This window comes from Paenibacillus sp. 1-18, from assembly GCF_000520755.1.
Taxonomy (GTDB): Bacteria; Bacillota; Bacilli; order Paenibacillales; family Paenibacillaceae; genus Paenibacillus; species Paenibacillus brasilensis.
On sequence record NZ_ASSB01000338.1, the window covers coordinates 1 to 23,176 of the forward strand.

The following is a 23,176-nucleotide window of genomic DNA, read 5'->3' on the forward strand; positions in this document are numbered from 1 at the left end:
TTTTTTCAAAGTGTCCATCTTTCGGGTCACAGTTCACACAGTGGAATTGCAGGTTTTTTTATTTTATGGATATCTGTCGCTTCTGTAGGGACTATTCCGCAAGGCTACGGGTGATACTGCATAGCAAAAAGGAATTTGCTGCACGCATCAAGTCAAATTGCAGAGAAAGGAATCCAGATCATATGAGTATCTCCATCTCCCCAGCCAAACTCATTCGTATGGGTGTCATCGGCCTTGGCCTGATCGCTGAATATCACATTAGATCACTGCATACGATCTCCGGGGTTTCCATTGTGGCCGTCAGTGATGTGAACCCCAATCGCCTTCAATATATTGGAGAACAATTGAAGCTGCCCGCTTATAAGCAGTATCCCCATTATGAAGCCTTAATCCGTGACCCGGAGGTAGATGCGATTCTGTCGCTGACACCGAACGATGTGCATTTTGACATCATCCGTATTGCGCTGGAAGAACACAAAGCCGTCCTGGCAGAAAAACCGTTGACACTCACGTGGCAGGAAGCGGATCAGTTGAAAAAGCTATATACAGCGAACCCGGTACCTTTGCTGGTTCATTATAAGCATCGTTACGGTAGAGCCTTCCAGTATGCCAAGCAATTGCTGGATGAACACAAGCTGGGCAGCATTTATAACATTCAATTCCGATATCTGATGGATGCATTCTCACCGTATCGGCAACATCCGTATACATGGCGTCATAATTCAGCCAAGGCAGGCTCTGGAGTTGTGGGCGATACAGCCTCGCATATTATTGACCTGGCTCGTTTTCTGGTAGGGGAATTTAAAAGTGTCGCAGCGCTGCTTCATACGATTACACCCGAACGTCCTGATCCGGTTACAGGTTTGCCTGTAAAGGTGGATGTGGAAGACTTCGCTTCCTTCCATGGAATTTTAGGCGATAATACGGTGGGTACATTCATCACCCACAAAAATGCCATTGGCAAACATCACGATATCGAAGTTGATATCTACGGCGAGCTTGGTGCGCTGCATGCCAGTCTCAACAACCGGGAGAATATCTGCATTGTGCTGCGTGACCTCAAGCATCCGGATGCTGAATACGAGACTTGGACTGTCCCAGCAATCTATGATCATACAGCCTATGGAGACTTCGTGAAGCTGGCAAGAGGGGAGCTTGTGGATCGTGCCCCATTGTTCGAAGACGGGTACAAAAACCAGTGGGTCCTTGAAAGAATACTGCAATCCTGGAGAGAGAACGGACGTTTAGTCGAAGTCTAGGGGACAAGCATATAAACTGTGGCCCACAAGATGAAGTCTTGAAAAGGTGATTCTCTTGCGGTTCACAGTTCCGCTCGTTGCATCCATTCAAATGACTCCTGCTTCAATCTTTTGAATAATGGTCAGCAGGAAGGATTCAGCCAAGCTGTTTTTCAAAATAGCCTGTTTGGCTTCCTCCAGCGTAAACCAACGTGCCTGGTCTATCTCCGCACTGAGAACATCCAGCCTATCATCGTTCACGATGGACACAAAATTCAGCATCAGTGTATTGCTTCGTTCAAAATACTCGCTGCGGATATACTGATACTCATCCACTTGTAAACCGACTTCTTCCATAACCTCGCGCACCAATGTCTGCTCGGCGGATTCCCCCTTACTCACATAACCCGCCAACAAAATAAAACCCTGGATATTGTACTGCTGTATCAGCAGCACTTTATTGCTCTGCCTATGGAAGACAGCCGTACTGATTGCAGTGCTGAATATCGGGAACCGAAAGACCTGGCACGTATTGCAAAAGGGGATAGGCCCTTCGCCTTCACACTCCTTCACCATTAGTTTTGTTCCGCATTCATAGCAATAATTCATCTTAGCGCCACCTTATAACACATTTTTGGGTTGTAATGCTGCTTTCTGCGATAACCATTCTGTCTACGGGCGGTTAGTTCCTTTGTCGGTCTTTATCCCTTTTCCTGCTGTACCTTTGCCCGTCTGGCTCCAATCAGCCGCCAGCCAGTCAGCAGGGCTCCTACAAGACAGATGAATGCGGATGTCATGAAAACCACATGCATTCCTGACAGAAAAGTTTCCGGGTGACCCGGAATTAATCCGGTAACGCGATATCCAGCCTCTTTGCTCATGATATAAAACAGGATAGATGTGGCCAGCGTGATCCCTACCACCATACCAACGTTACGGACCAGAGAGTTGACACTTCCGGCTGAGCCGAGCTGCGTACGAGGGACCTTGGACATAATCAACGAATTGTTAGGCGATTGGAATAAGCCACTGCCGATGCCCAGCATGGCGACCCACAGACCAACGAACGGAACGGGACTGCCCGCATGGAGGCGAGCCAAGCCAATCTGGGCAATTGCCATGACCACAAGCCCGGCAAAAGTGAGCAGTTCAGATCCGATTTTATCGGAAAGCGCACCACTGAGAGGGGCGACGATAACCATGGAGATGGGAAATAGCATCAGCAGAAAGCCGGCATAAAACGGCGACAAATTCAGCATATTCTGCGCATAAAAGGGCGAAATGATGTTAAAGCAGAAGTTAGCGACGAAGACGAGAAAAGCGCATAATATACTGAGCGAAAACAACCGGTTTTTGAATAAACCGAGCTGTAGCAGCGGCCCTGGACGGCGAATTTCCAAACGAATGAATACGACAAAAGCAATCACAGCGACCACCAGCGAAGCGATAATACGGATGTCTCCGTATCCGACCTGCTGTCCCAGCAGCAATCCGGCGAATAAAGCGAGAATAAAAATAGCAAACACCAAGCTGCCGGGCACGTCGATCTTGTCTTTCACCTTGATCAAATCCTTCGGCAGAAGCTTCCAGCCCAGAAGGACAGCCAACAGCCCCACCGGCACATTGACCCAGAAAATGTACTGCCAGCCCAGCGAGGAGACAATAATCCCGCCCAGGCTCGGCCCGGCAATACTACCCAGAGAAACGAAGGTACCGATAAGGCCAAGCGCCTTGCCTCGTTCATAGGACGGAAAGATATCCGTCACGATCCCTTGGCTATTGGCCATGGTCATGGACGCCCCGATTGCCTGTATGATGCGTGAGATTAGCAGCATAGGCAGCGAAGGACTAAGACCACACAACAGTGAGCCGAGAATGAACACGATCGTGCCGATCTTGAATATTTTAATTTTGCCGACAATATCTCCAAGCTTGCCAAAAAATAAAATAGCTGTACATATAGCCATCAAATAGGCGGTTGTTACCCATTCAATTTGGGCTACGGGTAAATGTAACGTGCGGGACAACACCGGTAGAGCAATATTGACGATGCTTCCATCCAGGGTGGACATAAACGTGAACAGATTCAATACAATCAAAATCATCCATCGTTTCTTCTGGATTTCGGTATTTTCCTGATAGGTTGCAGCGGTTGAACTCATGATTAGCACCTCTTCATCGTGGACCATTACTATTGTGGACCATTACTATTAGTTGCGTTTGCAACTAAATGACGGTTCTAGTGTACAGCAAATTAGTTGCGTATGCAACGATATTGTTGTAAACTTTGCATTGGTCCCAACCGTGGATTTGAAATTTTTAAGCCAATGAGGTGTGTTTGATGAGAAAAAAACCGATTGGAAAGTTGATTTCCCACCTACATCGCCGAAACCAAAAATTTTTGTCCAAAAAATTGGCTCCTTACGGAATCGGCAGTGGCGGCCAGCACAGCTTTTTAAAGCTTATTTTGCAGCGTCCGGGCATCACACAGGAACAGCTAACGAATGAACTTAAATTTGACAAGGCAACCACTGCGCGTTCGGTGAGACAGTTGGAGGAATCCGGCTACATTGAGCGAAAAATGGACCCGAATGACCGTCGTTCCCATCTGTTGTCCCCAACGGCCAAGGCATTAGAATTTTTTCCTGTCCTGCAAGGAATTCTGGAAGAACTCAATGCTGGCCTTGTCCGTAATTTATCTGACGAGGAAGAAGATATTCTCATCGACTTGCTGCAAAGAATTAGTGTAGAGCCCGACGAATAAAGCAAGTTGAAAAAGCAGCCATCACAGAGGACGCTCTGCGATAACTGCTTTCCGGCTTTCAGGAACAAATTTTTAGGCTGCAAGTTGTGGGTTAGAGCTTAATCCGTGCGCAAAAACAAAATGACCACAAGTGCCGATCCCAAAAGAAAACAAAGGGGCGAGTAGAGTACACTGTCCCATTTTGCAAAGACGGTTCCCTTTTTCCGCTTGAAAAAACCGACCCATCTGAAATCTCCTATAGAACGTAAAATAAATAAACACGATAACAAGCCTGCTTTATAGGAATAGAAGGAATTGAAAGAGAGCAATTGTGTAACCCCCCCTAATTCAAAGACAAGCCAGGCTGCTAAAGCTAATAAAATGGCGACAATCGTCGTTCCCATTCGAGATGGCTCAAAGAGCATACCTGTTTCCGTGCTTGGGATCGCTGCCTTGGAACCGAATTTTCCGCCCAATACCCAATATATATGCACACCGCTCAATACAAGCAGAATTCCGCCAACCGTCCAGGTGAGAAAATCCAACATATAACATCCTCCTTAGTTCAAAATCCATTCCGTCCAAATCATGTGAATATGTTGCTGAATCGATTCGTCACTTAACGTCTCATGCTTGTGACGCTCGTACCATCCTAAGTAATAATGGTATAGCATCCATGATCTCTGAAAGGCTTTCTCTGGCTGCATCCCTTTTTGTATTAGCAGCTCTTTCATAAACACCATTCGCATTTGCTCCACTTCATTCAGAATGGAGCGGTAAGGTTCATCCTTGGCTGAAAGTTTCCGTAGATAAAACAGAAAATCTCCCCGTTTCACCGTCCCGAACATCTGGTTCAGCAAGTTTCTGATCCGCTCCTCTGCGGTAGCATGGGCCATAGACGCCGCCATAACTTGCTGTGTCGTCTGCTCCCTCCAGGTCTCGACAATCTGTCGAATATAGCTGTTGCGATTGTCAAAATACCAATAAAAGCTGCTTTTACTGCATCCTAAAGAGGCAGCCATTTTTTCGATAACGAGCTGCTCGATTCCACCCTGTGCAAACCGTTCAATTCCTTCCTGGACCCATTGTTCTTCGGTAACAATGATTTTGGGCATCTTCCTCTGCCTCCTTTCTCCACTTTTTTCTGTACGATACCGTCTAGATAGTATTATACCACAGCATTTTACATAAACACCCTCTTGAAATAGCTGCAAATTTCATCTATAATGCTGTAGCATATAGTAATATTCAAGGCATTGACCAAAGACATGATTTCCTTGAAGGGCCGTTCAGAGAGAAAAGACAAGGCTGAGAGCTTTTCCGGCAACCGCATGTGAAGTTACCCCTTTGTAGCCGTGACGTTGAACGTGTAGCTGTGCAATGTGGCAGTGACATCAGTAAGCGCCTACCGCTTTATCCCCGTTAACGGATACCAATGGAGGGTCACGCATGTCTTGCATGAGCATGTTTTATGCATAGGAGCGGGCCGAACTAGGGTGGAACCACGAGCTGAACGCACTCGTCCCTTGAGGGAGAGAGGCGTTTTTTTGCGTTCAATTTTGATATAGTACACAATTTGAATGGAGGCTTTAATCGTGAGTATTCAAGTGAAATTGCCGGATGGAGCCGTACGCGAGTACGAGCAGGGCGCAACGATCGCCGACGTGGCGGGTTCGATCAGCTCCGGGCTGAAAAAGAATGCAGTAGCAGGTAAAGTGAACGGGAAGGCTGTAGATCTGAACACCGTTTTGGATCAAAACGTTGACCTTGAAATTATTACACTGGACAGTGGGGACGGTCTGGAAATTTATCGTCACAGTACAGCACATTTGCTGGCACAGGCCCTCAAACGCATTTATGGCGAGAAAAACGTGAAGCTGGGTATTGGTCCGGTCATTGACAGTGGCTTCTACTATGACATAGACATCGAAAACCCGTTGTCCGTTGACGATCTGGCGAAGATCGAGAAGGAAATGACCAAGATTGCGCAGGAAAATTTGCCGATTACACGTCGTGTGGTCAGCCGTGAGGAAGCGACTCGTATTTTTGGAGAGCTGGAAGATCCGTTGAAGCTCGAACTGATCCGTGATTTGCCGGAAGATGCAGAAATTACGATCTATGATCAAGGCGAATTTTTTGACCTGTGTCGTGGCCCGCATTTGCCATCTACTGGCCGCATTAAAGCCTTTAAACTGCTGAGTGTAGCGGGCGCATACTGGAGAGGCGATTCCAATAACAAGATGCTGCAACGTATCTACGGAACTGCATTCCCGAAAAAAGCACAACTGGATGAGCATCTGCACCTGCTGGAGGAAGCAAAAAAACGCGACCACCGTAAGCTGGGTAAAGAGCTGGAGCTGTTCATGTTCTCCGAAGAAGCGCCGGGTATGCCGTTCTACCTGCCTAAAGGTATGGTTGTTCGGACTGCGCTGGAGGATTACTCCCGTGAGATTCAACGCCTGCATGGCTATGAAGAAGTACGCACACCGCTGATGATGAACAATCGTCTGTGGGAGCAATCGGGACACTATGAGCATTACAAGGAAAATATGTACTTTTCCGAAGTAGATGAAACTACATTCGCTCTGAAACCGATGAACTGCCCGGGACATATGCTTGTGTTTAAAAATGAGCTTCATTCTTACCGCGATCTGCCGATTCGTATATCCGAATTTGGACAAGTGCATCGCCATGAGCTGTCCGGTGCGTTGAACGGCATGATGCGTGTTCGTACATTCTGTCAGGATGATGCGCATATTTTTGTAACACCTGGTCAGATCGAACAAGAGATTACCGACGTAATCAAGCTGATTAACGAAATGTATAGTGTGTTTGGTTTTGACTTCACAGTGGAGCTGTCCACACGTCCGGATGACTTTATGGGCGAGCCAGCGTTGTGGGATCAAGCGGAGCAAGCTCTGCAAAACGTGCTGGATCACTTGGGTATCAACTACCGTATCAATGCGGGAGATGGAGCATTTTACGGTCCGAAAATCGACTTCCACATTCTCGATGCGCTCAAACGCAGCTGGCAGTGCGGAACGATTCAATTGGACTTCCAAATGCCTGAGAAATTCGACCTTACTTATGTGGGCGAGGACAATCAGAAGCACCGTCCAGTTGTTATTCACCGTGCCATCTACGGATCAATCGACCGCTTCATGGGCATCCTGACTGAGCATTTTACAGGTGCGTTCCCATTGTGGCTGGCGCCTGTCCATGCGAAGCTGCTGCCTGTATCCGAGAACTATATCGAGACTGCCAATCAGGTGCAGGAAGCACTGCTGCAAGCGGGTCTGCGTGTCGAAGTGGATACTCGCAATGAGAAGCTTGGCTATAAAATCCGTGAAGCGCAATTGGAGAAGGTTCCATATATGTTCGTCATCGGGGAAAATGAAAAAACAACCGGTACTGTAGCGGTTCGCAAACGGGGCGAAGGTGATCTGGGATCACTCAGCATTGCGGATATCATTGAGAAAATCAGTACAGAGATTCGCGAGAAGCAGTAATATTCGATTGGAAAAATAAGCAAAAGTGCCATCAAAGCCATGATGAATGTGGTTTTGATGGCTCTTTTTTTTGTAAATAATCCAATACATAGGCTTTACAGAGCTAAGCCAAGCAGAAGTTCTGTTGCACTTGATTCGAGAATCCGTAATATGTATATAAATGGTGTTTAAATTGAATTGCAATTATGTATTATAATGGAATACATAGAACCAGAATGCTTTTATTACAATTTTATAATTTTCGTATGTGACACTCATTTTTAGGAGTAGGTGAACTTAGCAAATGCATAAAATTTTTATTATTGAAAGTGATGAGAATTTGTGTAAGGAACTTGTTAAAGCTCTAACCGAAAATAATCTAGCTGTGGAATTCACACATTCGGGACAAGAAAGTTTATTAAGATTTTCTAGAGGTAAATATATTTCAATTGTGTTGGACGTTAAGCTAAATGATATAGACGGATTTGAGGTATTACAAAAAATAAGAACAGCTAGTTGTGTGCCTGTTTTGATGTTAAATGCTAAAAATGAAACGGTTGATAATGTCTGCGCATTGAGGCTAGGGGCAGATGATTATATGACAAAACCCTTTGAAAGAAATGAATTCGTTGCACGGGTACAATCTTTAATTAGGCGCTATACCGTGCTAAACAATGTATCCGAGCTTGAAAAAAAATTATTCTTTAATTCGCTAGAAATAGATCCTAATAAACGAGTTGTTGTAATAGATGGGAGAAATGTTGAATTGAAAGGTAAGGAATTTGATATTTTATTCTATTTGGCCCAAAATTGTAATCGTATTTATACTAAAAAACAAATATATGAAGAAGTATGGAAAAGAGAATACATGTATGATGATAATAATATCATGTCTCACATTAGTAAAATCCGTAAAAAAATTGAAAAGAGTTCAGCGAATATACAAAATATTAAAGGAGTAGGATACCGTTTTGTTGAACATGAATAACGACTGTACATTATTAAGGAGCGAATGATGATGGGTGATCAGGCTGGAGAGATGAATCATACAATCCTGATTATTGATGATGATAAGGACCTGTGTAAGTTACTGGAGAAATGTGTTGGCAAGGAAAACATAAACGCTGTAATCTGTCACAACGGCAATGATGGTCTTAGATTGCTCCTACATACAGAATTCCAATTGATTGTGCTTGACATCATGATGCCAGAAATAGACGGATTTGATACAATTGCAAAAATTAGGGAGATTAGTCAAGTTCCCGTGCTCATGTTGACTTCTAAAGTAGAAAATCGAGATAAAGTGCATGGACTGCGAATAGGCGCTGATGATTATATGACTAAGCCTTTTGATGTGGACGAATTTATCGCCAGAGTACTGTCACTGATTCGTAGGTATACCATGTTTAATTTTTCTCCCGCAGAGGGCTTAAAGAAGCTTATTTTTCAAGGACTTACTATTGAATTAGAAACTTTCATCGTATTAGTTAATGAAGAAGAGGTAGAACTCACGGTCAAAGAGTTTGAGATTTTGTGTTATCTTGCTGAGAACCAAGGGAAAGTCCTTACGAAGCAGCAGATTTATGAACGGGTGTGGCAAGAACAATACGCATATGATGATGCCAATATCATGGGATATATTAGCCGATTAAGGAAGAAAATTGAATTAGATGCGAATAATCCAACCTATATTCAGACCGTAAAAGGTATGGGCTATCGGTTTAATCGTGGAGTATAGGGAGGAAATTAGTGTTGCTTCTTATCATAGGTACTTTATGTACGATTGTTGTATTGATGTTGGCGAAGCTTTGTCGTATTACGAGCAAATTAAATGAAGTCTACGAAATACTGACTGATATTGCAGCGGGGGACAAGGATCGTAAGATTCTCGCTGCTCCAAATGATATCACTTCCTCAATCTGTTATAAAGTTAATGAGATTGTATATGATCTTCATGCTCAGATCATTGAATTTAAACGGGCTGAAGAGTTGAACAAGCAATTAATGACCAGTCTGTCCCATGACGTCCGCACACCTTTAACGACGCTTATTGGCTACTTGGATGCGGTGAATAAGGGGATCGTTGTAGGGGATGAAAGAGAAGAGTTCATCGAAATAGCACGTCTGAAATCACACGATTTGAAAGAGCACGTGAATAAGCTTTTTGAATGGTCCAAGCTTCGTTCAGATGAAGAAACCTTTGTGCTGCATAACGTGGAATTAACAGAGCTGACCCGCACTATTCTACAAGATTGGTTACCTGTATTTGAAAGTATCCCTATGAAATATGACATTACCATTCCAGAACAACAGATTATGGTTCAGATAGATAAGGATGCTTATTTCCGCATCATAAACAATTTAATTCAAAATGTAGTAGATCATAGCGGAGCCAATTGTATTTCGATTCATGTTGCTGAACAAGGTACAAATGTAGTTATCATAGTTGAAGATAATGGGAAAGGGGTTCTGAAACAGGATTTGCCGTTTATATTTTCTCGGCTGTACAAAATAGATCAGAATCGCTCCCATAAAGGTAGCGGACTAGGGCTTTCTATCGTACAACAACTTGTAAAAAAGCTCCAAGGAACGATTAACGTTCAAAGTGAACCGAATCAAAATACCGAGTTCAAGATCTGTCTTCCATTGGTAAAATAAATAATTGTTCGTTTTTTGAAGTCCTTACTTTTGTAGGGACTCTTCATTTCTAGGTTAGCTCCATGTTTAAATCCAGGATGGAATAATAAAATGAACTTGTAACCTTAAAACACATAAAGGAGTACGAGCATGAACGAATATATTATTGAGACCGTTAATTTAACCAAACAATTTGGAGAACAGAAAAGCGTAGCCAATCTCAATATCCATGTGAAAAAGGGGAGAATTTATGGATTGTTAGGTCGTAATGGTGCGGGAAAAACGACAACTATGAAGATGCTGCTCAATCTTACACAGCCTACAACTGGTGAGGTTCACATCTTTGGCAAGGATATTCGTACTGACGGAAAAAAAATACTTCCTCGTATTGGCAGCCTGATTGAATCACCGGGCTTCTATCCAAATTTGACGGGGACGGAAAACCTGAAGCTTTTTGCGGATCTGCGGGGGATTTCAAGCCGTAATGCTGTTGAAAACACGCTGGAAGTGGTGGGGCTTGCATTTCGGGATAAAAAATTATACTCGCAATATTCCCTTGGCATGAAGCAACGTCTGGCTATCGCGTTAGCGGTCATGCACGATCCTGAGCTACTGATACTGGATGAGCCAAGCAATGGACTTGATCCCATCGGTATTGCTGAGATCCGTGAATATATACGGAATCTATGTACACAAAGAGGGAAGACGATTTTAATCTCTAGCCATATTTTATCTGAAATTTCTTTACTGGCAGATGATATTGGAATTATTGATCACGGTGTGCTTTTGGAAGAAGAAAGTTTGAAAGAATTAGAACAGAAAAATAATAAATATGTCCACTTTATTGTCTCTGATGCATCACAAGCGGCTCGTCTGCTGGAAAGGAGATTTAATACACATAATTTTCATGTGGAGAATGATCGAAGTATCCGCCTGTACGAAACATCATTGCCGATTTCGACCATTACCCGTTTTTTTATAGAAAATGGAATAGATTTGTTCGAGGCACATACCTGTGAGGATACACTTGAAGATTACTTTAAAAGAGTCACCGGAGGTGTGGGTATTGCTTAGATTGGTGAAGTGTGAACTCACAAAGTTAAAACGGAAAAAGTTTGTGATGTTTGTTATTTTGGGAGCCTTCTTATTTCCGTTTCTTTTTACTATGCTGGCATTAAAGGGCAGTCTTGGTAACGTGAGAGTGTTTGACAAATTATTTGTTGGGATTATAGGTTACGGACAAATTTGGATGCTTCCCCTTGTTTTGGGCATCGTGGCGACAATGCTATTTTTCATGGAAAGGGACCATGATACCTTGAAAAATCTAAGGACGATTCCCATAAGCACTCTTCGAATTGTTACCTCTAAACTTATTGTATTGTTTATCTTTGGATTTATTTTTTCTACTGCATCTGCAGGCTCCTCAATCATTGGTGGATTGCTTTTAGGTGGAATTAATGATGTACTTTATAAGTTTGAAGTGGGGACAATAACAGGATTGTTATTAACAGCGGGAACACTTCCAATCGTCATTGCCATTGTTTTTTTTAATCGTTCTTATATTATTTCGATTATCATTGTGTTATTTTATGATGTTTTTAATTTTGCTTTGATATTAGGGGGGTTCCAGTCTAGGATTCCCATTATAAAGTTGCTATACGGTATATTCCCTTCTCCAATTATTAATCGTTGGCATTGGAATGTATTCGTATCGCCATCGCTGTATTATTACTCTGAACTTGCACCTTTCATGTTGCCCTTGTCTCAGGTCGTAATCACCATTGCGATCATGGCTATTTTGTCCTATATCGCCATAATTCAGATTTATAGGAAACGGGAGGTGTGAACAAATGAACATGTGCGTATTGGTGAAAACAGAAATCATCAAATTAAAGCGCTACTCTATCATTTGGATCGGGATTGCAGCTATGCTGTTGCTCGTTTTATTGTCACGTTATATGGTGACTGCCTCTAACGGAACAGTACCTACTTTTGAGAGCTTTTCAAATTTGGTCATCTGGAATAATTTCAGCTTGTTTTTTCCTGCCACAATAACATTAATGTCAGGTTATATTATTACTAGGGAACAGGTGAATGATACATTAAAAAATATTTTGACTGTCCCTTTATCTTTTCGTAGCCTGCTGATTGGAAAATTGATTACGGTAGGTCTGATCGCGATTTTTCTTGGAGTTGTTAGCTTTGGACTTACATTGTTTATATTTCTATTGAGTCATTATCCGGGATTAGCTGCTAAAATGCTGGTTCAATCTTTTTTTCAAATGATAGGCATAAACGTATGTGTATATTTAGCGGTCTTGCCTATAATTATATTGACAAGTCATAGTGCAAACGGATTTTTGGTGGGAGTCGGCTTTGCGTTTTTTTATGGCCTTGTAGGGGCTTTTGCTTCTGGACATGACCTTACTAGTGTGTATCCAATTACAGCAGGGCTAGATATAATAAACTATCAAGGAGAAGGGGGCTCTTCGCCTCTTTGTTATTTAACTTTGCTCGCCATTTTTCTTATTTCTATTGTTCTAATCGCTGTAATGGGGAAAAGAAGTAAGACACCTGCACCGTTGACAGACAAGTTTGGCAATAAATCATTAAGAAAGCATTAAGCAGTTTAACTAAGGACTCTCCTTCTGGAGAGTCTATTTTATTTTCAAGGTTAAGGCAAGGTTAGGGCAAGGTTAAGGCAAGGTTGGTATGATAAGATGTTTTCTGTTGGAAGGGTTAGTGGATTTTGATAGGAAAGTAGCAATCCGCATCCGCCTCAATAAAATTTATGTAAAGGAGAAATGAGCTATGAAAAATGAATTGAGAAACCCAATTAGCAGAGGAGAATTTATGCATCCGGCAGGCAATGTTATGGAGGAACTTGGTGAAGCAGAATTGCAAAACTTTGCAGCAGGTGGGGGAATCCCATGGACTTCTGGTGGAGCGATTTGTACGCTTACACACGAATGTGCGGGAACTCACTGGTACTCCTGTTGCTAAATGTAGCTGACAACTAAAAGGACATAAAGATTTGGAATTTTATTAATTCTATCTATTGGGGCGGATCCAGATTGTTACTTTAGAAAAAAAGAGGTGTTTGCAGATGGAGAACTTAAAATACTCTTATATAACTGAAAGAGAGTACCAGAATGCAGAAAATAAAATATATAATTCTAATATGTATGAATATTGGGAAAAAATCCTCGGAAAAGGAATTATTAGTGATTTTGAAAAAAGCTATGACTTGAACTTAAATACAATTCTATCGTCTGATGAGTATGAAGTTCATGGATTTACTTCATGGGCTGACATCACTGATTTGAAAAAAATATATTTTAATAAACAATTTACCAATACTATATTCTCTCCATTAAACTTTGATGAGAAAGAAGTTTTATTCTTCTTTAACTTTTATATCCCGTTTATTAAAATCGGGTTGTTTAAATTAAATGAGAAGGTAAAGGGTTCAATAGAACAATGTGTGGAAACCGATTTCTACGTCAATCTGCTTGAACAATTAAATAAAATTTCCGTCGGCACCTTGATTTTTGAAATGCATTTATCAAAAAAAAATAATGAACTATACGGAAGAAATGCACGAGAAGAATATTTGGATTATAACAACAGAGTTTTGAGTGATCAAGATTATGTTACAGAGTTAATGAATATATATCCATGTTTGTTTAGGATGATTTATGAGGCCATAATGAATCAAGTGGACAATTATTCTCTTGTGCTAAGTAGATTAAAAAAAGATCACAACTTAATTGTGCAGGATTTTTGCAGAGGGAATGAGTTTAAACATATTACAGCTTTTAATTCAAGCATGTCTGACTCGCATCAAAAAGGAAAAACAGTCATTATATTAACTCTCGATAATGATGTGAAAATCGTTTATAAGCCCCGTAACTTGAAGATAGATATAGCGTATCATGAATTTTTGATGTTTGTATCCTCGTCTGCCAAGTATACCATGAAAGATTACAAAATAACGGATTGTGGTGAATATGGCTGGGAAGAATTTGTTAGCCATACGTCGTGTAGTGATAACGAGGCGTTAAACCGATATTATTATCGGTTTGGGATATTGATTTTCACTCATTTCATCTTAGGTTCAAATGATTTACATAAAGAAAATCTTATAGCTGCAGGAGAATATCCAGTGATTATTGATGGGGAAACTCTTTTAGATAATAAAGAAGAGTTTCCAAAGGATTCCGCGCGAGCAATGATTAACGACACACTGCGAGAATCTGTTCTGTATTCAGGCTTATTACCACAACGGCGTTTGATTCGTAAAGGAGGGGGAATTGATCTTAGTGCGGCAAAAGGAAAAGAAAATGTAGAATACCCTGTTGCAATACCGAGAATTGAGGCTAAGGGAACGAGTGATATGCACTTCGTTTATGAACATCCTAGAACAAAATTCACTCAGAATCTTCCTACAATTAATGGTGACGGTTATTCTATTTCAGGCTTTGTCGATCAGGTCATTTCTGGATTTAGGGATGTATGTATGTTCGTCTTGCAAAACAAACAAGAGACATTAGAGAAAGTAAACCTGTTTGCAAACCTAAAAGTCAGACATCTTGTACAAGACACGCAAAGATACTATTTATTGTTACATACCTCTTATCATCCCGATTTTCTTCAAGATGCTAAGGATCGCCATCTGCTACTGGGCACATTGTTTAGTAACTGGAAGATTATCCACAACTCATGTGAAATTACAAAAATGGAAATAGCGGATATGCTAAATATGGATGTACCCTATTTTTATATATATACAGATAAAAGGTCCTTGTTTGGGAATGACGATAAAGAAATTAAGGATTATTTCCCCAAAACGAGTATGAAATGTTTACATGAAAAGATAGCAAACTTGAGTGACGCCGATTTAGAGGAACAACTCAGATACATTCGAATAAGCTTAACAAACCTAAATGATATAGAGGTAGTCAAAGAGCAAAATAATTTTACGACGATAAATTTTAAGCCTGGTGAACTAAGAGATAAAACGCTATGGTTGAAAGCCGTTTTGAAAATTGCGGATGGACTTCTTGAGAAATGTGTGCTGAATGAAGATAAGAGTGATGTCAATTGGATTGGTATTTCAGCGGTCGGTAAAGACGACGATACGACTTGGGACATCCGTCCTTTAAATACCTATTTGTATGACGGCTTAACAGGCATTGCTATTTTTTTTAATGCTCTAAATAAGTTGAATCCTTGTCATGATTACAGTGTAATCTGTAATGCATTAAAAAACGCATTGTTTTCGTACACGGATGAGATTTGCGATCGGAGCACGGGATTAGACCAGGAAGCAAGCGGTGCCTTTTCCGGAGAAGGATCATTGTTGTATACTTATGAGATTTTATATTCAATAACAGGTGAAGAGGCATATTTAAACTATGCTAAAAAACACGTTGCTGTAGTGAGTGAGGCCATTATGGGAGATACGGGGTTTGATATTTGTTTTGGTAATGCCGGAGCAATCTTGGCATTGTTGAATCTATACAAGTTAACGAATGATCAAAAATATATTGAAGAAGCAAGTAAAGCCGGGTATGTTTTGCTTGAAAACCAGCAACACGGTGAAAGGGGTGTGAGCTGGTTAGGAAAGGGAAGTGAGAACGCCTTAGCTGGTTTTTCACACGGCATTTCCGGTATTGCGCTTGCTTTGAGTAAGCTAGGGTACGAAACGAATAATGAAGATTTTACTAGATCGGCGTTATCTGGACTACAATTTGAAAATTCACTTTATGATCTGGAGCATCAAAACTGGAAGGATGAAAGAGTTTTCTTTGGAGAAAAGAGCTCTGACCAGAAAGTTTATATGACAGCGTGGTGTCATGGAGCGGCCGGGATACTTCTGGGAAGAAGTAAAATGTATCCTTATTGTTCCTCAGAACAGAAACAGGGGATACTGCAGGATATGAAACTGGCTGTGAATACTACCGTAGCCTCTGGTCTTAGCCATAATGATTGTTTATGCCATGGAAATCTGGGAAATACTGAAATTTTACGAGAATATAATAAATTATTTCCTGATAATACAGTTGAAGAATTAATCCATGCAAGTAGATATTGGATTGCTAGGAAAATATGCAACGGAGAGAGTATTTTTAGTAGAGAGTATCTGTTTGGACATAAAACACCGGGATTTATGACGGGATTAGCTGGTATGGGATATTCTTTGCTTAGGGATTTAGATGAATCCCTGCCATGTGTGTTAGCTTTGGATATATAACAATCGAAATCTGTTACGTATTTTAGTGAACCTTTGATGAAAGAAGGTATAGGTGTTGCGTAAGAGACAAGTTCCTTTAGTTCGCCAGCTCGGCACGACGGATTGTGGTCCTGCCTGTTTAGCTATGCTTTTTCGATATTACGGACATAAAGTTAGTATTGTAGATGTAAAAGCTTCTATTCATATAGGACGAAATGGTATGACGTTAAGTATGATGAAGGAAATCGCCGAAAAGCATGGATTCTCTTTCCATGCTTTTCGGGATTACTACGATGAAAATAATTTCATTCAACATCTGCCGGCTATAATATGCTTAAAAACCAATCATTATGTCGTTATTTCTAAAAGAACAAAAAAAGGCTATGTCATGCTGGATCCGATTGAAGGGAAAAAAACGATGAGTTTCTCTGATATCCAAGAACATTGTCATACCGTCCTTTTATGTTTAAAACCTAAAGAGGGAATAAAATATGCTAGCAAGGCACCAAAATTAGAAATACATATTAATAAAAAGAAATTTATAATGGCCATATTTCTTACCATATTAACACAAGCCCTGATTTTAATTCCGCCTCTGGTGATCCAATATATTGTGAATCAGATCGAAGCGGATAAAGATGAAAACATGATAATTATCATCAATTGCACTTTGGTTTTAGGTTTTATATATTTTGTATTAAACTGGTCGAAAAAAAGAGTTGTTTTATTGTTGCAAAATGAAATATATAAAAAAACAGTTACACAGATGATCAAGAAATTATTTAAAATTGATTTATCTTTTTTTGAAAATCATTCCTCAGGCGATTTGGCTAGTCGCTTCAATAGTGTAAGTGACATTTATGGTTTTTTCTCAGGAATGTTAATCCTGACATTCATTGATTTATTAACAGCAGTCTTCTGCGGGGCTGTGATGTTGTATCAATCATTTATTTTATTTTTTTTGATTGCAGTAATTACGCTAGTCCAACTGAATATTACGTATGTTCTCAATTTAAAATTAAAACAAAAGATCCAAAATTATTATGCGGATAAAAGTCGTTTAGATGGCATTTTGGTCGAAATATTAAACAATGTTTCACAAATAAGAAGTATGCATTTTGAGAATATTCTCAGCAGCAATGTTCATAAGAAGTATGATGACTGTTTAAACTTATTAAAGCAAAAAATACAGTTGTCTGATCTCATGGAATCTATTCTTACAGCTATCAATATAGTCACTCCTATTATTATATATGCGGTCGGTGGCATTTTAATTAAAAATGATCAGCTTACTCTAGGAGCTCTTATTGCATTTGTGACCTTTTCGACTTTTTTCATAAACCCATTCAGAACACTTTCGGTGGTCCTACCTCAAATTAGCAATTTAAAAGAAACGATTATACGGTTAAAGGAGTTTTTGAACTATAAAACGGATGAACAGACTGGTGAAATAACGATTGAACATTTTGAAAGCTTGGAGCTAAAAAATGTATCATACGCTTATACAGATGGTGGGAAAAATGATATTATTGACATTAATATAATTATTGAAAAGGGAGAAAAAATTGCAATTGTTGGAGCTTCAGGAAGTGGGAAAACAACGATTACCAAATTACTACTAAACGTATTTTCACGCTATTCTGGAGAAATTATTCTCAATGATAATAACATTAAGCAAATAGAACGTGAATCCATTGATAAGTTATTTGGAGCTGTTACACAAATACCTATGGCTATCAATAACACTATAAGAAATAATATTGATATGTTCGGAAACTTAACAGATGCTCAAATTTATGAATTACTCAATCTGGTTGAACTAAAAAACGATGTAATGGGTTTTCCATTAAAGTTAAATACTTTTATTGGTGAAAATGGTCAGAACTTATCTGGTGGTCAAAAGCAAAGAATTGCTATAGCACGTGCTCTGGCTTCCAATCCAGAGATTATAATTTTCGACGAAGCTACAAGTAATCTGGACCCTTTAACAGAAAAAAAGATTTTTGAAAATTTGAAAAACATCGAAATTACTCAGATAACGGTAACTCATAGATTAAATGCTATTCAAGATTCAGATCGAATATATGTTGTGTCTAATGGCGAGATTATCGAACATGGAACCCATGATCAATTAATTAAATGTAGAGGGAATTACTACGAAAATATTTTGTATAATGAACGAGGCCTAATGAGTATATAGTTAAACCATCTTCACTATGTTAGCTTAAGCAGCGATTACCGCTGTCTTTACGTTGAGGAAGCAAGACGGGTGCCAGAACAATTGACGAGTGTGATGCGATGTTCATTAAGAAGCAGCCTCACAGTTGGAAGGTACCCGTGAACATCAATTTATTGCTTAATGAACTATTTCTTACATGCAAACGGGGCGAAGGCGGTCTGGGATCGCTCAGCATTGCGGACATCGTTGAGAAAATCAGCACAGAGATCCGTGAGAAGCAATAATATTCGATTGGAAAAATGAGCAAAAGAGCCATCAAAACCATGATGAACGTGGTTTTGATGGCTCTTTTTTTGTACATTACAGAATGCATAGGTTTTAGCAAAGCTGAGCCAAGGCTGTTGTCGCCCTGACCGAATGATCAAGTTACCAGATAAGTATTGAAGTCCTAGCAGGTCTGCGGCCGGGATTCGGCGTGATCCGTGGCGAGGGAGAGTGTCTTCGAAGAAGCTTCCGCAGCAGTTGGCTGCTCGGAGGATTCTTCTTGATTTTGCTCCTCGCTAAGCGATAAAATTTCGCTTCGCAGCTTCAGCATTTTCTGATCCAGCTCATAGGTTGCACGTGCAGCCTCGGATAATCCGTTAATGACATGCTCAGGCACTTTCTTATCGAACTTATAGTACAAAATGTGCTCCATGCTGGCCCAAAAATCCATAGCCAGTGTGCGCAGCTGAATTTCAACCTTGATCCAGCGCGTACCTTCAAACAGGATGAGTGGAATTTCCACAATGACATGAAGGCTCTGATATCCGTTGGGCTTGGGATGGGCAATATAGTCCTTGACCTCCAGAATACGAATGTCTTCTCGTGTACGGAGGTGATCCATCAGACGGTAAATATCTTTGACAAAAGCGCATACCACTCGCATGCCTGCAATGTCATGAATTTCCCGCAGTATATTATCCAGGGTAACTTCATACCCTTTGCGCCGAACCTTTTCCACGATGCTGCGTGGCTCCTTGATGCGGGTTTTAATATGCTCAATCGGGCTAAAACCGTCCAACAGCTTCCACTCGGTTTGAATCAGCTTGATTTTGTTCTTTAATTCCTCCAAAGCCAACTGATACAGGACGGGGATTTTTCTCCACTCCTCCAATTGCTTGGCGTTCACACTGTTCTGATCCAGCTGCAGCTGGAATTCCTGTAGAGGCAAAGGGACAGCATTCAATTGCTTCCAATCCGGTTCATTCACAGGGCATTCTCCTCAATGAGGCTTACGATGTCCTCGATCTATTTCGCAAACAGGCACTACCTTATATATTGTACACTATGTCAAAACCCGCAGGCAAAGGAGATCAGGGAATGCAAAGTGAAAAAAAATAATAATTATGGTGGTAAAACCGAGTAAACCGATGTATAATTACAAAAATGCTGATTTGAGACATCTGATTTTTTAGAATTATGCAAAATGCTTAAATATAAATCACACAGAAAATGAGGATGAGAATAATGGCGAAAGTAGAAAGTTTTCAATTAGATCACACAATTGTAAAAGCCCCTTATGTAAGAGCAGCTGGAGTAGAGCATGATGAAAAAGGAAGCACGGTCCAAAAGTATGATTTGAGATTTTTGCAGCCGAATGAAGATGCACTTCCAACAGCCGCTGTACATACGCTGGAGCATTTGTTAGCGACGTATTTGCGAGATGAAATCAAAGGCATTATTGATATTTCTCCGATGGGATGCAGAACGGGATTTTACCTGATTTTATGGAATGAACATGAGCCTGAGGAAATCGCACTTGCTCTGGAAAAAACCTTGAAAAGAATTCTGGAAACGACAGAGGTTCCAGCGGTTACGGCTTTGGAATGCGGAAACTACAAGGACCACTCTCTTTTTTCCGCGCAGGAATATGTGAAGATTGTATTGGAGGCTGGCATTAGCCGCGATCCTTTTGAAAGAGTATTTTAAAATCTATGATTTCGATTGACTTATCTCATCAGACAGCGGTAGTGACAGGCGGCAAGTCAGGTATAGGCAAGGGGATTGTCGAGCTTTTCATTCAAAGTGGAGCTAAAGTCATTTCTGCTGATATTTCTTATGAAGAGCCGTATAGAGTGGTCAATTCACAACTGATTGAAACTCATTTGGACATATCCAAGCCGGATAATATCGAAAGATGGTGTGATGTACTGTTTAGCGAAGCGGGAGTTCCTGATATATTGGTGAACTGCGCAGGCACTTCTACGATGGATTATGTCATTGACTCCGAATTAGCCGACTGGGAGAAAGTCTTTTCAATCAATTCAACCGGATTGTATGTAGCGTCCAAACGTTTTGCCAAAGAAATGGTGGATGCACATAAACCAGGGCGAATTATTCAGATTGCCTCGCAAGCCGGGAAAAATGGTTATCGGGCCATGGGCGGATATTGTGCCTCCAAACATGCGGTTCTCGGGTTGACCAAGGTGATGGCGGTTGAGCTTGCTGCCCATAACATTTTGGTCAACGCTGTATGTCCCGGCATTGTAGAAACACCGATGAAACATCGGGAACGGATTGAAGGGGGCATCATTCGCGGAATGACTGCTCAAGAAATATACGAGGAAGACTGCTCGCAGGTACCTTTGGGGAGAACGGCTGAGGTGGAGGATGTCGCCAATGTGGTGCTGTTTCTGGCAAGTCCGCTCTCCGCATATATGACAGGACAAGCGATTAATGTTACAGGCGGAATGACGATGCACTAGCATACTAGCATGATCTGGGGGAAATATAGATGAAGAAATCATTCGCTGTACTATTAGGAATTAGTTTATTATTGGCGGCCGCAGGATGCGGTAATAAAAGCACTGAAAGTAACGGCTCCAGCTCCGCTTCCGGCTCGGAAACGCAAAAGGTAGTCATCGGCTCCATGGGCTCTGACGCTCAGATTTGGAAGCATATTGCCCAATCTCAGGCAGCCAAGGATGCCAAGCTGGACATTCAGGTGAAGGAAATTAACGGTGGAATCGAGACGAACAATGCGACCAGAGATGGCGATGTGGACGTGAATGCGTTCCAATCGTGGGCGTATCTGGTGAGCTACAACAAAGAGAGCAAAGCGGATTTGAAGGCTATAGCCACAACTTATCTGGAGCCTATGGGGATTTATTCACAAAAATTTAAAAGCATTAATGAAGTGACTGACGGGGCATTGGTGGCATTGGCGGATAACCCGGCCAATACGGCAAGAGGTTTGAAGCTGTTAGAGGCAGCTGGTTTAATTAAGCTCAAAGCTGGCTTTGATGATGCTCTGGGTACAGTCAATGATATTACCAGCAATCCTAAACACCTGAAATTCGAATTGATCGACGATAAAACAGGACCGCGTGTCATTCAAGATGTGGGCTTGGTATTGATCGGGAATACGATTACTTTAGAGGGTGGCCTGAATGTGCTGAAAGATTCCTTGTTCCACGAAGAAATCAGTCAGGCGACCAAAAACAATATTAACGTCCTGGTCACTACATCCGCTAAGGAAAATGACAAAGGACTGCAAAAATTAGCGGCTCTCTACCATAATGAGGATACTCAAAAATACATTAAAGATGAATTTGGCGGTACCAAAGTAGAGGTTAAAGAGCCTGTCTCTTATTTGGAAGGTCAATCTTCGAAATAAACAAAAGAGGTCAGCCAGTTTTTGGTTGACCTCTTTTGTTCGTTAGAGGCTTTCGGTTCGATAATGTTTGGGGGGATATAAGCTTTTGTTCGCCGCTGCTTTTGTTAAACTTAGTGTTTCCCGGTACCTCCAATAATCTTTAATCCTTGATTTCATTTCTAAATTTCCGGAAATCTTTAGGTGTTCGATCATAATGTTTTTTAAAAGACTGAATAAAGTGATTTACATGATTGAAACCCACGCTGTGGGCTATTTCAGTTATTGTAGAATCTGTAGAAATTAATAACTCGCTGCTTTTCTTGATACGGTACTTAATTAAGTAGTCGTAAGGTGTCATATGAATTGTTTTCTTAAAACTACGAGTGCATTCCGAAATACTTAAATGTGCTGCATCAGCAATTTCTTGCAGTGTTATACTGTCTGAGTAGTTTTGGTGGATAAAGCTAAGCATCAATTGAAGTCTTTCCTGCTGCAGTTTCATGTATTTAGGTGCTTCCTCGGAAGAAAGCGAAATGTTAGAAATTAAGGTGAACCATAATTGTACAGTTTTGATAGAGACCTCATATTCCCACCCCCAGTTTTTTTTCATATCAAATTTCTTTTTCATATCCCAAAGCATTTCTAGTACTTGATTTTCCCATTCAACATCTCCCTTTATTACTAATGACACTAAGGAAGAGTTGATATAAGGAAGTACATAATTTTTTTCCATCGCACTATCTGCATAAAAGGCAAGCAGCTTTTCCGGAAAATTAAAACTGACATATTGACCGTTATGTGTCAGGTGCGTAGTGACATGAAGGACGCTCTTATTAATTAAAATGGCCTGGCCTGTTTCTAATTCATGATCAATCCCATTAACTTGTATAACTATTTTTCCTTTAGTAACCAAAGTGATTTGTAGCTCTTCGTGCCAATGTAAATCATTAAATCCTCTACCTTCAGGGATACTTTTATGAACAGTATGGGTGTACATGATGTATGGAAATGAAACATCG

Annotated in this window: 22 protein-coding genes; 16 read left to right on the top strand and 6 right to left on the bottom strand. The window is 40.8% G+C overall.

Annotated elements, in window-relative coordinates; translation table 11 throughout:
• Positions 1–182 precede the first annotated feature (182 nt).
• Positions 183–1,259, top strand: coding sequence for a Gfo/Idh/MocA family protein (locus L693_RS0122175; protein WP_025720073.1), 1,077 nt, complete (start codon positions 183–185; stop codon positions 1,257–1,259).
• Positions 1,260–1,346: 87 nt separating this feature from the next.
• Here L693_RS0122175 and L693_RS0122180 read toward each other — a convergent pair whose 3' ends face one another.
• Both L693_RS0122180 and L693_RS0122185 read right to left on the bottom strand, forming a co-directional pair.
• A complete protein-coding gene (locus L693_RS0122180) occupies positions 1,347–1,847 on the bottom strand; it encodes an NAD(+) diphosphatase (protein WP_025720074.1) in 501 nt (166 codons plus the stop codon).
• 92 nt (positions 1,848–1,939) lie between these two features.
• Positions 1,940–3,400, bottom strand: a complete 1,461-nt coding sequence (locus L693_RS0122185) for an MFS transporter (RefSeq protein WP_025720076.1) — start codon at positions 3,398–3,400, stop codon at positions 1,940–1,942.
• A 179-nt stretch (positions 3,401–3,579) separates the two neighbouring features.
• On the opposite strand from L693_RS0122185, the gene L693_RS0122190 reads away from it, so the two are divergent.
• Positions 3,580–4,002, top strand: coding sequence for a MarR family winged helix-turn-helix transcriptional regulator (locus L693_RS0122190; RefSeq protein ID WP_025720078.1), 423 nt, complete (start codon positions 3,580–3,582; stop codon positions 4,000–4,002).
• A gap of 98 nt (positions 4,003–4,100) precedes the next feature.
• Here L693_RS0122190 and L693_RS0122195 read toward each other — a convergent pair whose 3' ends face one another.
• Together L693_RS0122195 and L693_RS0122200 are read right to left on the bottom strand one after the other, a co-directional pair.
• The gene (locus tag L693_RS0122195) at positions 4,101–4,529 is read right to left on the bottom strand and encodes a DUF3995 domain-containing protein (RefSeq protein WP_025720080.1); all 429 of its coding nucleotides are present in this window, start codon (positions 4,527–4,529) and stop codon (positions 4,101–4,103) included.
• 12 nt (positions 4,530–4,541) lie between these two features.
• The gene (locus L693_RS0122200) at positions 4,542–5,096 is read right to left on the bottom strand and encodes a TetR/AcrR family transcriptional regulator (protein WP_025720082.1); all 555 of its coding nucleotides are present in this window, start codon (positions 5,094–5,096) and stop codon (positions 4,542–4,544) included.
• 480 nt (positions 5,097–5,576) lie between these two features.
• Here L693_RS0122200 and thrS point away from each other — a divergent pair, with 480 nt between their 5' ends.
• The 11 genes from thrS to L693_RS30770 all read left to right on the top strand — a co-directional run bounded on the left by thrS (position 5,577) and on the right by L693_RS30770 (position 18,804).
• Positions 5,577–7,490 carry a threonine--tRNA ligase gene (gene thrS / locus L693_RS0122210; RefSeq protein WP_025720084.1) on the top strand — a complete coding sequence of 638 codons (1,914 nt, stop codon included), beginning with the start codon at positions 5,577–5,579 and terminating at the stop codon, positions 7,488–7,490.
• Positions 7,491–7,773: 283 nt separating this feature from the next.
• The gene (locus tag L693_RS0122215) at positions 7,774–8,457 is read left to right on the top strand and encodes a response regulator transcription factor (protein WP_025720085.1); all 684 of its coding nucleotides are present in this window, start codon (positions 7,774–7,776) and stop codon (positions 8,455–8,457) included.
• Between the two features lie 30 nt (positions 8,458–8,487).
• Positions 8,488–9,207, top strand: coding sequence for a response regulator transcription factor (locus tag L693_RS0122220; protein ID WP_442950189.1), 720 nt, complete (start codon positions 8,488–8,490; stop codon positions 9,205–9,207).
• An 11-nt stretch (positions 9,208–9,218) separates the two neighbouring features.
• A complete protein-coding gene (locus tag L693_RS0122225; protein WP_025720089.1) occupies positions 9,219–10,127 on the top strand; it encodes a sensor histidine kinase in 909 nt (302 codons plus the stop codon).
• Positions 10,128–10,256: 129 nt separating this feature from the next.
• On the top strand, positions 10,257–11,180 hold the full coding sequence (locus tag L693_RS0122230; protein WP_025720090.1) for an ABC transporter ATP-binding protein: 924 nt from the start codon (positions 10,257–10,259) through the stop codon (positions 11,178–11,180).
• Positions 11,173–11,952: an ABC transporter permease gene (locus tag L693_RS0122235; protein ID WP_025720092.1), complete on the top strand. Its 780-nt coding sequence runs from the start codon at positions 11,173–11,175 to the stop codon at positions 11,950–11,952. The genes L693_RS0122230 and L693_RS0122235 overlap by 8 nt, the downstream gene beginning before the upstream one ends.
• A 4-nt stretch (positions 11,953–11,956) precedes the next feature.
• On the top strand, positions 11,957–12,730 hold the full coding sequence (locus L693_RS0122240; RefSeq protein ID WP_197030027.1) for an ABC transporter permease: 774 nt from the start codon (positions 11,957–11,959) through the stop codon (positions 12,728–12,730).
• A gap of 187 nt (positions 12,731–12,917) precedes the next feature.
• The gene (locus tag L693_RS0122245) at positions 12,918–13,109 is read left to right on the top strand and encodes a plantaricin C family lantibiotic (protein WP_025720095.1); all 192 of its coding nucleotides are present in this window, start codon (positions 12,918–12,920) and stop codon (positions 13,107–13,109) included.
• Positions 13,110–13,212: 103 nt separating this feature from the next.
• A complete protein-coding gene (locus L693_RS0122250) occupies positions 13,213–16,362 on the top strand; it encodes a type 2 lanthipeptide synthetase LanM family protein (RefSeq protein ID WP_025720097.1) in 3,150 nt (1,049 codons plus the stop codon).
• 55 nt (positions 16,363–16,417) lie between these two features.
• Complete coding sequence (locus tag L693_RS0122255; protein ID WP_025720098.1) at positions 16,418–18,541, top strand: peptidase domain-containing ABC transporter; 2,124 nt, start codon at positions 16,418–16,420, stop codon at positions 18,539–18,541.
• Positions 18,542–18,639: 98 nt separating this feature from the next.
• Entirely contained in the window at positions 18,640–18,804 is a 165-nt protein-coding gene (locus L693_RS30770) for a hypothetical protein (protein ID WP_197030028.1), read from the top strand.
• A gap of 164 nt (positions 18,805–18,968) precedes the next feature.
• On the opposite strand, the gene L693_RS0122265 is transcribed toward L693_RS30770, so the two are convergent.
• Positions 18,969–19,772 carry a GTP pyrophosphokinase gene (locus tag L693_RS0122265; protein ID WP_025720100.1) on the bottom strand — a complete coding sequence of 268 codons (804 nt, stop codon included), beginning with the start codon at positions 19,770–19,772 and terminating at the stop codon, positions 18,969–18,971.
• Positions 19,773–20,029: 257 nt separating this feature from the next.
• On the opposite strand from L693_RS0122265, the gene L693_RS0122270 reads away from it, so the two are divergent.
• From L693_RS0122270 to L693_RS0122280, 3 genes are read left to right on the top strand one after another with little or no spacing between them, the layout of a single operon-like run.
• On the top strand, positions 20,030–20,491 hold the full coding sequence (locus L693_RS0122270) for an S-ribosylhomocysteine lyase (RefSeq protein WP_007428584.1): 462 nt from the start codon (positions 20,030–20,032) through the stop codon (positions 20,489–20,491).
• Positions 20,492–20,496: 5 nt separating this feature from the next.
• A complete protein-coding gene (locus L693_RS0122275) occupies positions 20,497–21,267 on the top strand; it encodes an SDR family NAD(P)-dependent oxidoreductase (RefSeq protein ID WP_025720101.1) in 771 nt (256 codons plus the stop codon).
• Positions 21,268–21,296: 29 nt separating this feature from the next.
• On the top strand, positions 21,297–22,178 hold the full coding sequence (locus L693_RS0122280; protein ID WP_025720103.1) for a MetQ/NlpA family ABC transporter substrate-binding protein: 882 nt from the start codon (positions 21,297–21,299) through the stop codon (positions 22,176–22,178).
• Between the two features lie 139 nt (positions 22,179–22,317).
• Here L693_RS0122280 and L693_RS0122285 read toward each other — a convergent pair.
• Positions 22,318–23,176: AraC family transcriptional regulator (locus tag L693_RS0122285; protein WP_025720104.1), on the bottom strand; the 859-nt coding region annotated here is incomplete at its 5' end.